Origin of the sequence: Citrobacter sp. R-1.5.2 (assembly GCF_035064245.1) — a bacterium.
Classification (GTDB): domain Bacteria; phylum Pseudomonadota; class Gammaproteobacteria; order Enterobacterales; family Enterobacteriaceae; genus Citrobacter.
In genome coordinates this window covers 160521-173855 of the sequence record NZ_JASEYC010000008.1, presented here as the reverse complement: position 1 = coordinate 173855, position 13335 = coordinate 160521, and the positions used below count along the sequence as shown (strand labels likewise).

The window sequence follows — 13335 nt, the reverse complement described above, 5'->3', positions numbered from 1 at the left end:
TATATCCGGATGCTTTATTAATCGAGTTTAGGTAACCGCGACGCTATGGCTGCAATCACGTCTTCCGCTGGTATAGCAGATAAATATTTCTTACTTCGATCAAGTTTTTCACGCACAGGCATTGGTTGGTAATCACCAGCCCAAAATTGAACTACATCATCAGACCATGGTCGCCAGGCGATATGATCGGTGGCACCGAAAAGACAAATGATGGGGGTTTTAACAGCTGCAGCAATATGCATCGGGGCAGAGTCGACACCAATAAAAAGTACAGCATGATCAATTAATGCAGCAAGCTCAGGGAATGTTGTCTTACCGGCAATTTCAGTTAAAGGCTTGGTTTCACATGCACTGGCAATCTCATCGACGCAGGCAATATCGCTGGCACCGGGTCCAGACGTCAGTACAACCTGATACCCCAAATGATGTATCGCGTCAATCACCAGGGAGAATCTATCATTCTCCCACGACTTGAATTCTTGTCTCGCCGTAGGCTGTATAACAACATACTTCTGGGTATCAACCTGAGGAAGTTTTTTCCGAACAGATTGCCAGACTTGCTCACCATAAACCATTTTCAGTACCGGAACTGATTCTTTTAGATTTAATGGCGTCAGCACAGACAAATTACGTTCGACCCAATGATCGCCACTTAGAGGAACGTGATGAGTAAAACTGTCGCGCCAGAATTTCTTATTTCTGTGCGAGAAATCATGTGTCAATTTTATTGGACAATCCAAGCAGCGGCACAGTAAAGCAACTATCCACTGATCGGTAAGGTTGACCACTAAATCATAATGATTACCACGTAGTACCTTGATCAGCGCTAAGAAATTTTTTGCTTTCTCAAAAGCAGAACTCTTTTTATTTTTTATGCCATACAAAGCATGGATATCGGGATTTTCAGATAAAATAGGAATGGTATCTTCGTAGAGTAAAACATCAATATCAGCATCAGGATAATTCTTTTTAAGCGTGCTGATGACCGGTGTGGTTAGCAACATATCGCCGTGAAAGCGCATCTTTATTACCAGGATCTTTTTCACACTCTACCCTTTCAGGTTATTGTTAATTTTCAAATCACGCTACCGCCCCAGGCTCAACAGCTACCTGTGTACTGCAGAACACACCATCTTATTTTATCGTTTATATTATACCACTATTCACTTGACAATTCGATATCTATGTGAATTAGAGAACAAATGAATATTTACAATATATGAGACTATCGATCATATTATGAAAATTGAGCCTACATTCTCAACTACGGCACATAGGCTCATTTTAATGCTAATTCGTTACTTTTTCTGGCTCATTTTTGTCATACAACATCAGGATGGCTATGCTGTATAATAAAAAAACATTTATGAACATCTTTTCAAATAAACAATATATAAGAATGTAGCCAACGAGAGAGCACAGTAATGAAATGCTAAAAATATCTTTTTGGCTTCTGGCTCGGATATATATGTCTTTAAATGTAATGCAAAAAGCCGCAGTAAACAAGACGAGACCAATTGCTCCAACATTATAAAGAATTATCATAAAGAACGGTTCATCTATATTATAGCCATTGTTCCGCTCAGAATATACTCCACCATTTTTCGGCGCGTTATGGTCCTCTAAATACTGGTTGTATGTAGAATTTCCATACCCAATGCCAAAGACGGCATTGTTGATATTTTTCATTACTAAAGGAAAACGGTCTGAGATGATTTCATCACGACTGGATGTGACGTTATTCATTTGCAGAGTTTGATCGACTTTCATTTTTACCTGACCCACTGTGTTGTAGGCCCCGAAAAGCAAAGCAACCATTATAAATAGCAAGCCACAGGTAGCAGCGATAAATCTCTTGATGGTTTTACTCACCAGAAATGAAATCAGGAAAATCTCTACAACAATTGCTAAGATTCCTGCCCGACTCCCGGTGTATGATAAAAAAACAAATGCAAGCGCAGAAATGATATACAATACTGTTTTCAGAAAGTGATTCTTGAATAAGATCGCCCCTGTTAATACAAACGGAAATAGCATAACAACATAGAATGCGAAACCATAGCGAAGCTGTAGATACAGTTCCTGCGGGTTATTTTTTATAATTCTTAAAATTGGCACCACTAAGACAATATAGGATAGAGTAAGTATCGCACCAATGACAAAAAACTGTCTCAGTGAGGTGATATGTTTACTGAATGCGCCAAAAAACAACATCATCACTAACGGGTAACGCCAGTCTTTTATCAATATGGTAAAGGCATCAAGAGATTTATCTTTATAGGTAAAAAATACAATACAAAAAACACACCATAACGTGAAGAGTAACAATAATTTTCTCTTCTGCATGAGATCGAGCACAATGTTTTTAATATCTATTTTGTTGGCTTTAATATAGTAAATAGATAAAACCACAGCGAGCAAAGAGGTCATATTTAGCACCCCCTGATTATCTATCGTAAATAAGCCAAAAATCATTAAGACCAATACAACTTTGCTTAAAATCAAGATATTACCATTTTGACTGTATCTTACTTGATTCATAAAATTCAAATCTCACTTCTTCAAATTGCCTTGTTAATCAACAACAAACACTCACTCGCACGATTTATGGGGCATATCTTATTATATAACATCGTAAAAATCCCCCATTAATTTTAGTCTCTTCCTCTCATTGTGTTTCTTCGTTCTAATCACAAAAAAAATATCATATAACACCATGATTAATAAAGAAAATTTACCCACCAAGTATCTCTTTCCTTCCTTTACAGTTTGTTCTATTCTATGCCAACAGGAGAGCCATTTTGTCTTACATAAACACGCGTGCACTCTGAAAGAATCAAAAGGAAAAAGATGTGAAAGAAAATATAATAAAATATATTAAGAATGCACATATTAATAATGACGATAAAAACATTCCATGTGTCAATATTACCTATGGCGCTGACAGACCCTTTCTTTATGGTACGGGCGTTTCAATAACATCGGTACTTTTAAATAATCGGGATCTGAACTTCCATTTCCATATTTTCACTAATTATCTTGATGAACATCAACTTCATCTTTTTTCTGTCCTGGCAAGTCAATACAATACCCGCATTACGTTTTATGTGCTGGATGATAATGAATTAAAAAATCTACCTACTGCATCTAAGGCATGGAATTACTCAATCTATTTCCGACTTATTGCAATCGATTATTTTGCCGATAAACTCAGTAGCATTATATATCTTGACTCTGATATTATATGTAAAGGAAGCCTTGCCTCGTTACTCACGGAAGAATTTAATGGTAATGTATTAATGGCTGTCCATGATAGCTTTGTCGATACGTCTGCTGTTGCCGGTATCAATCCAGGCCTGTACTTCAACTCAGGTTTTATGTATTTTAATCTTCCAGAATTGAAAGATACTAATTTGACTCTGCAGGTCATTTCAAAGGTCAATGAAAACCGTTTTTCACATCCCGATCAGGATGCGTTGAACGTTCTCTTCAATGATCGCGTAAAAATTCTGGACCATAAATTCAATTCATTCTTTAACATCGATACGTTAGCCAAGAAAGGTGGTGATGCCTTTAAAATCACATCACAAACGGTATTCATTCACTATGTCGGCGTCACTAAACCCTGGCATGACTGGGCGCAATATTATGCTGAAGTCGAATACTTCAAAATAGCCAGAGAGAATTCGCCGTGGAAAGATATTCCTTTATTGGCGCCTACTACGTATAAACAGCTATCGCGGAAAAGCACACATTTAAAACACAATGGTCATCTCCTCGGTGCTTTTATTTTCTATGTTAAGTATTTAGTTAACAAATATCAAACACAGAAAAAACGCTAATACTCTGATATTATTATCTTTTCAGGAATGGTTGTGTCTCTGGCATATTGCATAAAATGATCGATTTTTATGACCATAACCATTCCGTTTTTAGCCTTCCACTGCAGAGATTACAAAGCGGGACAACACAACTCAGGCCCCCTTTCTCGTGATCCGTACAGTTTCCTCAAAAAATCAGCAAAAATGATGGTAAAGCCATAGTTAAATACATAGAATCCCCAGCACATCCATAAGCCAGCTACTATTATGCTAGAATTGCTTTACACCGCCCTTTTCTACCTTATTCAGCCTCTGATCTGGATACGGCTTTGGGTGCGCGGACGTAAAGCTCCGGCGTACCGTAAACGCTGGGGTGAACGCTACGGTTTTTATCGCCGCCCACTGAAACCAGGCGGCATCATGCTCCATTCAGTTTCCGTGGGTGAAACGCTGGCAGCAATCCCATTAGTCCGCGCTCTGAGACATCGTTACCCCGATTTGCCGATCACGGTTACCACCATGACGCCAACCGGTTCTGAGCGCGTGCAATCTGCTTTTGGCACAGACGTTCAACATATCTATCTTCCCTATGATTTACCGGATGCACTGAACCGTTTCCTGAATAAAGTTGACCCCAAACTGGTGTTAATTATGGAAACCGAGCTCTGGCCAAATTTGATCGCTGCGCTGCATAAGCGCCATATCCCGCTGGTCATCGCCAACGCACGCCTTTCCGCACGTTCAGCCACTGGCTACGCTAAATTAGGGAAATTTGTTAGCAGGCTATTACGCCGCATTACGCTGATTGCTGCACAAAACGAAGAAGATGGCGCTCGCTTCATTGCATTGGGAGCCAGAAGCAATCAGGTCACCGTCACCGGTAGCCTGAAGTTTGATATTTCCGTCACCCCACAGCTGGCCGCTAAAGCAGTTACGTTACGACGCCAGTGGGCACCTCATCGCCCGGTATGGATTGCGACCAGCACGCATGACGGGGAAGAAAGCATCATCATCGCAGCTCATCAGGCGCTGTTACATCAGTTCCCGAATCTTTTATTGATTCTGGTTCCCAGACACCCTGAGCGCTTCCCGGATGCCATTAACCTCGTACGCCAGGCTGGTCTAAGCTTTACCACACGCTCTTCTGGCGAAGTTCCGTCCTCAAGTACCCAGGTGGTTATTGGCGACACGATGGGTGAGTTGATGCTGCTGTACGGCATTGCCGATCTTGCTTTTGTCGGCGGCTCTCTGGTTGAGCGTGGTGGGCACAACCCACTGGAAGCAGCGGCACATGCTATTCCTGTATTGATGGGCCCGCATACCTTTAACTTCAAAGATATTTGCGCCCGACTGGAACAGGCAAGTGGGTTGATCACCGTCACCGACGTCACCACGCTGGTGAAAGAGGTTTCGTCCCTACTGACCGATGAAGATTATCGTAATTTTTATGGTCGCCATGCTGTTGAAGTACTGTACCAAAATCAGGGCGCGCTACAGCGTCTGCTGCAGCTGCTGGAACCTTACCTGCCACCCAAAACGCATTGAGGGCTGTCATGCAAAAACGGGCGATTTATCCAGGAACCTTCGATCCCATAACTAACGGCCATCTTGATATCGTGACACGCGCGACAAGCATGTTTGATCACGTGATCCTGGCAATTGCCGCAAGCCCCAGTAAAAAACCGATGTTCACGCTGGAAGAACGCGTTCAACTGGCACAGCAGGCAACGGCGCATCTGGGTAATGTAGAAGTCATGGGATTTAGCGATTTAATGGCAAACTTTGCCCGCGATAATCAGGCCAATATTCTGATTCGTGGCCTGCGTGCTGTGGCTGATTTTGAGTATGAAATGCAGTTGGCGCACATGAACCGCCACTTAATGCCTCAACTGGAAAGCGTCTTTTTGATGCCTTCTAAAGAGTGGTCGTTTATTTCATCATCGCTGGTTAAAGAAGTCGCCCGCCACCAGGGTGACGTGACCCACTTCCTGCCGAAAAATGTTCATCAGGCGCTAATGGATAAGCTGAAGTAGTGCATTTAGCCGGGTAAGCCGACAAGGTTTATCCGGCCTGCAATGGATGTTATTTCTGACAGCGGCGGCAGTAGAACGTCGTTCGCTGAGCGTGCTTAGTCGCAACAATTGGCGCTCCGCATACGCGGCAAGGCTCACCTTCACGTCCATAAACCTGTAATTCCTGAGCAAAATAGCCCGGCTTGCCGTCACTTTGCAGAAAATCTTTCAGCGTCGTTCCACCCTGTTCGATAGAGCGCAGCAATACAACCTTAATAACGCGTACCAGCAGCTCACACTCATCTTTCGACAGCGATGATGCCAGGCGGTCAGGGTGGATGCCAGCCGCAAAGAGAGACTCACTGGCGTAGATATTTCCCACCCCCACTACCAGCTTATTATCCATCAGCCAGGGTTTTATCGCCGTTTTCTTCTTTGCGCATTTCTGCTGGAGATAAGCGGCGTTGAAATCGTCGCTCAGCGGCTCTGGGCCAAGATGAGCGAGGACATTATGTCCATCCAGTTCTTTCGTCCACAGCCAGGCGCCAAAACGTCGAGGATCGGTATACCGCAGGACTTTGCCATTACTCATCACTAAGTCGACGTGATCATGCTTTTCTGCGGGAAGTTCTTCAGGAAGAATACGCAGACTACCCGACATCCCCAGATGAATGATAATCCAGCCATCCGCCAGTTCCAGCAGCAGGTATTTCGCGCGGCGCTGTACGCTCAGCACAGGTTTATCGCTCAGGCGATAGATTTCCTCAGATACCGGCCAGCGCAAACGACCATTACGCACAGTGGCGTGTAGAATCGTCGCCCCTACCAGATGCGGCTCAATACCACGGCGACTGGTTTCGACTTCAGGTAATTCAGGCATAGCATCTCCGGCGCTGTAACAGGTCTCATTAATATGGGGACGGCCAGAAAACAAAAAACCCCGCCGAGGCAGGGTTTTTCTTTACATCAAAACGAAAATTATTTGATTTTCGCTTCTTTGTATAAAACGTGCTGACGGACAACTGGATCGAATTTTTTCAGTTCCAGTTTTTCCGGCTTAGTACGTTTGTTCTTCGTAGTGGTATAGAAGTGACCAGTACCAGCAGAAGAAACCAGCTTGATTTTCTCACGAATACCTTTAGCCATGATTTATTTCCTCTTAGTACTTAGTACTTTTCGCCACGGGCACGCAGTTCGGACAGAACTGTTTCGATGCCTTTCTTATCAATTACACGCATACCTTTAGCAGATACACGCAGGGTGACAAAACGCTTCTCGCTCTCAACCCAAAAACGGTGAGAGTGCAGGTTAGGCAGGAAACGGCGTTTAGTCGCGTTCAGTGCGTGGGAACGGTTGTTACCGGTCACCGGACGCTTGCCAGTAACTTGGCAGACTCGGGACATGTCTATTCTCCAAAAATCAAATTAGCTCGAGCTTCGTATGGGGTATTGGCGCCTCGTCAGGCTTCTCAGCCCGGTTATCGCAGTTCAATACACTTAATCGTTCATACTGCAACGTCGTTGGATGCCGAATGAATGATTTTATGTATTTGCGAACTCTCGATTGCCAGGCCCAAATGCCAAACCCGAGATTCTCAAAGGTGGCGTAGTATACGCTGAGTCAGCGATGTGCTCAAGTCCCGAACAGACAAAGATCCCGATGGATCGCGTAAAGTGCGTTAAATCCAACCGCGTTCCGCTAAAGAAACGTACTCTCCGCGCCCAATTATCAGATGATCAAGCACCCGGATATCCATGAACTGACAGCATTTCACAACACGCTCGGTGATGAGTTTATCTGCTTTGCTCGGCTCTGCACACCCCGAGGGGTGATTATGCGCAAGGATCACCGCCGACGCATTCATTTTTATCGCTTCACGGACAATTTCTCGCGGATGCACCTCTACATGGCTAAGCGTCCCGGAAAAAAGTTTGCTGTGTTTTATCACTCGATGTTGCGAATCCATGAAGATCACCAAAAAGATCTCGCGCTCTTCTTGCGATAGCTGACTTTGCAGAAACTCGCGTGCCATTTCCGGGCTAAGTATCGACCTTTCTTCTATCACCCGCACGTCGTAGTAGCGTCTTGCCAACTCAGCAATGCCCTTAAGCTGAGCGTACTTCGCAAGGCCAATGCCTTGAACCAGGCTAAAATCCATGTAGTCAGCCGACAACAAGCCGTAAAGCGAATCAAATTGCTGTAGCATTTCTTTCGCCAGCGTCAGGACATCTTTTCCCCTGATTCCAGTGCGTAAAAACAGCGCCAGTAACTCGACGTCCGTCAGTGAATTGACCCCAAACTCCATCATCTTTTCCCGGGGCATCAAACATCCTGTATTTTTCATGCTTCTCCTCCCTTTCGCATCCGCATGGTGGCATAACACCAGCGGCGGATCGATGCTCTGTTATCCATTCCTCGTGGCGCTTCGCAAAGTGGATCACGGTCAAAAGCACGATAAATGATGGAGTGTGATAAAATATCCGCCTTCTGGTGTAACCCAACAGGAAAGATCATGATGAGCCTGGCCGGTAAAAAAATTGTACTTGGCGTCAGTGGTGGCATTGCTGCGTACAAAACCCCTGAGTTGGTACGTCGCTTACGGGAACGTGGTGCAGACGTCCGCGTAGCAATGACTGACGCGGCAAAAGCCTTTATTACTCCCCTGAGCTTACAGGCAGTTTCGGGCTATCCGGTATCCGACAGCCTGCTTGACCCCGCTGCTGAAGCCGCAATGGGTCATATTGAACTGGGTAAGTGGGCCGATTTGGTTATTCTGGCCCCCGCCACGGCAGATCTGATTGCTCGCGTCGCAGCAGGTATGGCCAACGATCTGGTTTCAACAATCTGTCTGGCAACCCCTGCTCCTGTTGCAGTGCTGCCAGCCATGAACCAGCAAATGTACCGCGCCGCCGCAACTCAACATAATCTTGGCGTCCTCGCCTCCCGCGGTTTACTCATTTGGGGACCCGACAGTGGTAGTCAGGCATGTGGCGACATCGGTCCTGGCCGTATGCTGGATCCCTTAACAATTGTGGATATGACGGCAGAACATTTTTCTTCTGTAAACGATCTGCAACATCTCAATATCATGATAACCGCGGGCCCAACGCGCGAACCGCTTGATCCTGTGCGTTATATTTCCAACCATAGCTCCGGGAAGATGGGATTTGCTATCGCCGCCGCAGCAGCCAGACGCGGGGCGAATGTCACTCTGGTATCGGGCCCCGTTTCTCTGCCCACACCTGCTTTTGTACAGCGCGTAGATGTCATGACGGCATTAGAAATGGAAGCAGCCGTGCAATCTTCAGTGCAGCATCAGCATATTTTTATTGGCTGCGCCGCAGTTGCTGATTATCGCGCGGAGACCGTCGCCCACGAAAAAATCAAAAAGCAGGCGACGCAGGGCGATGAATTAACAGTAAAAATGATCAAGAACCCGGATATTATTGCCGGTGTTGCCGCACTGGATGCTAACCGTCCTTTTGTCGTTGGGTTTGCCGCCGAAACAAATAATGTGGAAGAATATGCCCGGCAAAAACGCCTCCGCAAGAACCTTGATGTGATCTGTGCGAACGATGTTTCGCTTTCTACTCAAGGATTTAATAGCGACAGCAACGCATTACACCTTTTTTGGCAGGATGGAGATAAAGTCTTACCGCTTGAGCGCAAAGAACTCCTGGGCCAACTATTACTCGACGAGATCGTGACCCGTTATGATGAAAAAAATCGACGTTAAAATTCTGGACCCGCGCGTAGGGAAACAATTTCCGCTCCCGACGTACGCCACCTCTGGTTCTGCCGGACTTGACCTGCGTGCCTGCCTTGATGACGCCGTAGAATTAGCGCCTGGCGCAACAACGCTGGTGCCAACCGGGTTAGCCATCCATATCGCCGATCCTTCACTGGCCGCAGTGATGTTGCCACGCTCAGGTCTGGGTCATAAGCACGGTATCGTACTGGGTAACCTGGTCGGTTTGATTGATTCCGACTATCAGGGTCAGCTGATGGTGTCTATCTGGAACCGTGGCCAGGATAGCTTCACCATTGAGCCAGGCGAACGTATTGCACAGATGGTCTTTGTACCGGTTGTGCAGGCTGAATTTAATCTGGTGGAAGAGTTTGAAGCCACCGATCGTGGCGAAGGCGGCTTCGGCCATTCCGGGCGCAAGTAACCCGTAGAGAAGCATCCCTCAGCGTAATAACGCAATAACATACCGCAAACAGTCGTTTGCGGTCGCTGTGTGGATGCCTGCCTGGCAAGTGCTTATTTTCAGGGGTATTTTGTAACATGGTAGAAAAGCAAACTGCGAAAAGGAATCGTCGCGAAGAAATACTTCAGTCTCTGGCGCTGATGCTGGAATCCAGTGATGGAAGCCAGCGTATCACGACAGCAAAACTGGCAGCCTCTGTGGGCGTTTCCGAAGCGGCATTGTATCGCCATTTTCCCAGCAAGACCCGCATGTTCGATAGCTTGATTGAGTTTATCGAAGATAGTCTGATTACCCGTATCAATCTGATCTTAAAAGATGAAAAGGACACCAACGCACGTCTGCGTCTGATCGTTCTGCTGATTTTAGGATTCGGTGAACGTAACCCCGGTCTGACGCGCATTCTGACCGGGCATGCGCTCATGTTTGAACAGGATCGTCTGCAAGGCCGTATTAACCAGCTTTTTGAACGCATTGAGGCACAGTTGCGCCAGGTTCTGCGAGAAAAAAGAATGCGTGAAGGCGAAGGTTACACTGTAGATGAAACGCTGCTGGCCAGTCAGTTACTGGCTTTCTGTGAAGGTATGTTATCTCGTTTTGTGCGCAGCGAATTTAAATACCGTCCAACGGATGACTTTGACACCCGCTGGCCGTTAGTTGCCGCACAGTTGCAGTAACGACTTCGTTTTGTCCGGCCTACGTAAACCGTAGGCCCGGTAAGTGCGTAGGCCGGATAAGCGCAGCGCCATCCGGCAGTTCTTATACGCCGAACTCTTCGCGATATGCTCGCACGGCTGCCAGATGTTCTGCCATTTCAGGCTTCTCTTCCAGATAGGCAATCAGGTCTTTCAGAGTAATAATAGAAATCACCTTGCAACCATAGTCACGCTCTACTTCCTGGATAGCTGAAATCTCGCCACGCCCACGTTCCTGACGATCGAGAGAAATCAATACGCCAGCAAGCCGTGCGCCATTCGCCTGGATAATCTCCATTGACTCACGAATCGCTGTCCCGGCGGTGATCACATCATCAACCAACATCACACGTCCTTGTAGCGCGCTCCCCACCAGGTTGCCGCCTTCGCCGTGGGTCTTCGCCTCTTTACGGTTAAAGCAGTACGGTAAATCTTTGTCGTGATGCTCCGCCAATGCAACCGCTGTCGTGGTAGCGATAGGAATACCTTTGTACGCAGGGCCAAACAGCAGATCAAAATCAATACCGGAATCCACCAGCGCCTCGGCATAAAAACGGCCTAACAGTGCCAGGTCGCGCCCGGTATTAAACAGCCCGGCGTTGAAGAAATAGGGGCTTTTGCGCCCGGATTTCAGCGTAAATTCGCCAAACTTTAGTACCTGCTTGCTAAGCGCAAACTCAATAAACTGGCGCTGATACGGTTTCATGGATTCGCTCCTCATCTCACTTTATTACAGACAAAAAAAAGGCGACTAATCAGTCGCCTTTAAAATCAATTTTCTAACGCCGCCTTCTGCGTCGCTACAATGGATTCAATTCCCCCTCGGGCCAATGCCAGTAGGGTGAGTAGCTCTTCGTGGCTGAACGGCTCACCTTCTGCCGTACCTTGTACCTCAATAATGCGACCGTCCTCGGTCATCACCACGTTCATGTCGGTTTCTGCGGCAGAATCTTCAACGTATTCCAGGTCGCAGAGCGCTTCGCCATTTACAATACCTACGGAGACTGCCGCAACCATCCCTTTCATTGGGTTGGTTTTCAGCTTACCGCTTGCTACCAGTTTGTTCAGCGCGTCAGCCAAAGCGACGCAGGCACCGGTAATGGATGCGGTACGCGTACCACCATCAGCCTGGATAACATCGCAGTCCAGCGTAATGGTGAACTCGCCAAGAGTTTTCAGGTCAACTGCTGCACGCAGCGCACGCGCAATAAGACGCTGGATCTCCATGGTACGGCCACCCTGCTTACCTTTTGCCGCTTCACGTGCGTTACGGGTATGCGTGGCACGAGGCAGCATGCCATATTCTGCGGTGATCCATCCCTGGCCCTGGCCTTTCAGGAAACGCGGAACACCTTCATCAATAGACGCGGTGCACAACACTTTGGTATCACCAAATTCGACCAGCACGGAGCCTTCAGCGTGTTTTGTATAATTACGGGTCAGGGTGACGGGACGCACCTGATTGGCACTACGACCTGCTGGACGCATGATAAAATCTCCGGCTTGAAACGAATGTGGCTGCGCATTATACGGACTTCCGACGGTTATTCCTATCCTGACAAGACGTGGATGGCTATAATCCTCCCATCTCATCTTCAAAAACAGGAACGTCTATGATCCGCAGCATGACCGCCTACGCCCGGCGTGAAATCAAGGGTGAATGGGGTAGCGCTACCTGGGAAATGCGCTCGGTAAACCAGCGTTATCTGGAAACCTATTTTCGTCTGCCGGAGCAGTTCCGTAGTCTTGAACCTGTTGTGCGTGAGCGCATCCGCACACGTCTGACACGCGGTAAAATCGAATGCACACTGCGTTTTGAACCTGATGCCAGCGCACAAGGCGAACTCATTCTGAATGAAAAACTCGCTAAACAGCTCGTTAGCGCTGCTAACTGGGTCAAGATGCAGAGCGATGAAGGCGAAATTAATCCGGTCGATATCCTGCGCTGGCCGGGTGTAATGGCCGCTCAGGAGCAAGACCTGGATGCTATTGCCGCTGAGATCCTCGCCACGCTTGACGGTACACTGGATGATTTCATTGTCGCGCGTGAAACTGAAGGTCAGGCACTGAAAGCACTGATCGAGCAACGCCTGGAAGGCGTTAGCGCTGAAGTGACGAAGGTTCGTGCACATATGCCGGAAATTCTGCAGTGGCAGCGTGAGCGTCTGGTCGCCAAACTGGAAGACGCGCAGGTCCAACTCGAAAATAACCGTCTTGAGCAAGAATTGGTGCTGATGGCGCAGCGCATCGATGTGGCGGAAGAGCTGGATCGTCTGGAAGCTCACGTCAAAGAAACCTACAACATCCTGAAGAAAAAAGAGGCGGTAGGTCGCCGTCTGGACTTCATGATGCAGGAATTCAACCGCGAGTCGAACACCCTGGCATCCAAGTCTATCAATGCAGAGGTCACTAACTCCGCGATTGAACTGAAGGTATTGATCGAACAGATGCGCGAGCAGATCCAGAATATCGAGTAAGTCACCATCTCACGTAGCCCGTCGATAAACGGCGGCGCTACGTGTTTTTTTCGATGAGCATGTTTATAACTTCTCACTACGCATTATATTTTCTCATCATTTATCACCATCAGTAATATAAT

15 protein-coding genes are annotated in these 13335 nt (G+C 47.0%); 7 read left to right on the top strand and 8 right to left on the bottom strand.

Annotated elements, in window-relative coordinates; translation table 11 throughout:
* Positions 1–17: 17 nt before the first annotated feature.
* Positions 18–1022, bottom strand: a complete 1005-nt coding sequence (rfaQ, locus tag QMN38_RS15985) for a lipopolysaccharide core heptosyltransferase RfaQ (RefSeq protein WP_416348266.1) — start codon at positions 1020–1022, stop codon at positions 18–20.
* 268 nt (positions 1023–1290) lie between these two features.
* On the bottom strand, positions 1291–2541 hold the full coding sequence (locus QMN38_RS15980; protein ID WP_323605336.1) for an O-antigen ligase family protein: 1251 nt from the start codon (positions 2539–2541) through the stop codon (positions 1291–1293).
* Between the two features lie 311 nt (positions 2542–2852).
* Between QMN38_RS15980 and QMN38_RS15975 the strand changes: the two genes are divergently transcribed.
* The 3 genes from QMN38_RS15975 (at position 2853) to coaD (ending at position 5854) form a co-directional block, all read left to right on the top strand.
* The gene (locus tag QMN38_RS15975; protein ID WP_323605335.1) at positions 2853–3842 is read left to right on the top strand and encodes a glycosyltransferase; all 990 of its coding nucleotides are present in this window, start codon (positions 2853–2855) and stop codon (positions 3840–3842) included.
* Positions 3843–4088: 246 nt separating this feature from the next.
* Positions 4089–5366: a lipid IV(A) 3-deoxy-D-manno-octulosonic acid transferase gene (gene waaA / locus QMN38_RS15970; RefSeq protein ID WP_271442024.1), complete on the top strand. Its 1278-nt coding sequence runs from the start codon at positions 4089–4091 to the stop codon at positions 5364–5366.
* Positions 5367–5374: 8 nt separating this feature from the next.
* Entirely contained in the window at positions 5375–5854 is a 480-nt protein-coding gene (coaD, locus tag QMN38_RS15965) for a pantetheine-phosphate adenylyltransferase (protein WP_271442023.1), read from the top strand.
* Between the two features lie 49 nt (positions 5855–5903).
* Here the strand turns inward: coaD and mutM are convergent, their stop codons facing one another.
* From mutM to radC, 4 genes are all read right to left on the bottom strand, one after another.
* The gene (gene mutM / locus QMN38_RS15960) at positions 5904–6713 is read right to left on the bottom strand and encodes a bifunctional DNA-formamidopyrimidine glycosylase/DNA-(apurinic or apyrimidinic site) lyase (RefSeq protein WP_323605334.1); all 810 of its coding nucleotides are present in this window, start codon (positions 6711–6713) and stop codon (positions 5904–5906) included.
* A 98-nt stretch (positions 6714–6811) separates the two neighbouring features.
* Positions 6812–6979, bottom strand: coding sequence for a 50S ribosomal protein L33 (gene rpmG / locus QMN38_RS15955; protein WP_003024094.1), 168 nt, complete (start codon positions 6977–6979; stop codon positions 6812–6814).
* 20 nt (positions 6980–6999) lie between these two features.
* Positions 7000–7236: a 50S ribosomal protein L28 gene (rpmB, locus tag QMN38_RS15950; RefSeq protein ID WP_003024071.1), complete on the bottom strand. Its 237-nt coding sequence runs from the start codon at positions 7234–7236 to the stop codon at positions 7000–7002.
* A gap of 275 nt (positions 7237–7511) precedes the next feature.
* The gene (gene radC, locus QMN38_RS15945; RefSeq protein WP_271442021.1) at positions 7512–8177 is read right to left on the bottom strand and encodes a RadC family protein; all 666 of its coding nucleotides are present in this window, start codon (positions 8175–8177) and stop codon (positions 7512–7514) included.
* A 171-nt stretch (positions 8178–8348) separates the two neighbouring features.
* Between radC and coaBC the strand changes: the two genes are divergently transcribed.
* The 3 genes from coaBC (at position 8349) to slmA (ending at position 10718) form a co-directional block, all read left to right on the top strand.
* Positions 8349–9569, top strand: a complete 1221-nt coding sequence (coaBC, locus tag QMN38_RS15940; protein ID WP_271454910.1) for a bifunctional phosphopantothenoylcysteine decarboxylase/phosphopantothenate--cysteine ligase CoaBC — start codon at positions 8349–8351, stop codon at positions 9567–9569.
* Entirely contained in the window at positions 9547–10005 is a 459-nt protein-coding gene (dut, locus tag QMN38_RS15935) for a dUTP diphosphatase (protein ID WP_061066835.1), read from the top strand. Before coaBC ends, dut begins: the two co-directional genes overlap by 23 nt.
* 116 nt (positions 10006–10121) lie before the next feature.
* Positions 10122–10718, top strand: coding sequence for a nucleoid occlusion factor SlmA (gene slmA, locus QMN38_RS15930; protein ID WP_003827257.1), 597 nt, complete (start codon positions 10122–10124; stop codon positions 10716–10718).
* 82 nt (positions 10719–10800) lie between these two features.
* On the opposite strand, the gene pyrE is transcribed toward slmA, so the two are convergent.
* Positions 10801–11442 (bottom strand): orotate phosphoribosyltransferase, encoded by a 642-nt coding sequence (pyrE, locus tag QMN38_RS15925; protein WP_271442020.1) that lies wholly within the window; start codon positions 11440–11442, stop codon positions 10801–10803.
* 65 nt (positions 11443–11507) lie between these two features.
* Entirely contained in the window at positions 11508–12224 is a 717-nt protein-coding gene (rph, locus tag QMN38_RS15920; protein WP_003024054.1) for a ribonuclease PH, read from the bottom strand.
* A gap of 125 nt (positions 12225–12349) precedes the next feature.
* Here rph and QMN38_RS15915 point away from each other — a divergent pair, with 125 nt between their 5' ends.
* The gene (locus QMN38_RS15915) at positions 12350–13213 is read left to right on the top strand and encodes a YicC/YloC family endoribonuclease (RefSeq protein WP_271442019.1); all 864 of its coding nucleotides are present in this window, start codon (positions 12350–12352) and stop codon (positions 13211–13213) included.
* Positions 13214–13335 lie beyond the last annotated feature (122 nt).

What these genes read in the sequence shown, in the direction of transcription:
- pyrE (WP_271442020.1), bottom strand. Translation starts at nt 11,442, where the DNA reads ATGAAACCGTATCAGCGCCAGTTTATTGAGTTTGCGCTTAGCAAGCAG.
- coaBC (WP_271454910.1), top strand. Translation starts at nt 8,349, where the DNA reads ATGAGCCTGGCCGGTAAAAAAATTGTACTTGGCGTCAGTGGTGGCATT.
- slmA (WP_003827257.1), top strand. Translation starts at nt 10,122, where the DNA reads ATGGTAGAAAAGCAAACTGCGAAAAGGAATCGTCGCGAAGAAATACTT.
- QMN38_RS15980 (WP_323605336.1), bottom strand. Translation starts at nt 2,541, where the DNA reads ATGAATCAAGTAAGATACAGTCAAAATGGTAATATCTTGATTTTAAGC.
- radC (WP_271442021.1), bottom strand. Translation starts at nt 8,177, where the DNA reads ATGAAAAATACAGGATGTTTGATGCCCCGGGAAAAGATGATGGAGTTT.
- rfaQ (WP_416348266.1), bottom strand. Translation starts at nt 1,022, where the DNA reads ATGCGCTTTCACGGCGATATGTTGCTAACCACACCGGTCATCAGCACG.
- rph (WP_003024054.1), bottom strand. Translation starts at nt 12,224, where the DNA reads ATGCGTCCAGCAGGTCGTAGTGCCAATCAGGTGCGTCCCGTCACCCTG.
- rpmG (WP_003024094.1), bottom strand. Translation starts at nt 6,979, where the DNA reads ATGGCTAAAGGTATTCGTGAGAAAATCAAGCTGGTTTCTTCTGCTGGT.
- dut (WP_061066835.1), top strand. Translation starts at nt 9,547, where the DNA reads ATGATGAAAAAAATCGACGTTAAAATTCTGGACCCGCGCGTAGGGAAA.
- waaA (WP_271442024.1), top strand. Translation starts at nt 4,089, where the DNA reads ATGCTAGAATTGCTTTACACCGCCCTTTTCTACCTTATTCAGCCTCTG.
- coaD (WP_271442023.1), top strand. Translation starts at nt 5,375, where the DNA reads ATGCAAAAACGGGCGATTTATCCAGGAACCTTCGATCCCATAACTAAC.
- rpmB (WP_003024071.1), bottom strand. Translation starts at nt 7,236, where the DNA reads ATGTCCCGAGTCTGCCAAGTTACTGGCAAGCGTCCGGTGACCGGTAAC.
- QMN38_RS15915 (WP_271442019.1), top strand. Translation starts at nt 12,350, where the DNA reads ATGATCCGCAGCATGACCGCCTACGCCCGGCGTGAAATCAAGGGTGAA.
- mutM (WP_323605334.1), bottom strand. Translation starts at nt 6,713, where the DNA reads ATGCCTGAATTACCTGAAGTCGAAACCAGTCGCCGTGGTATTGAGCCG.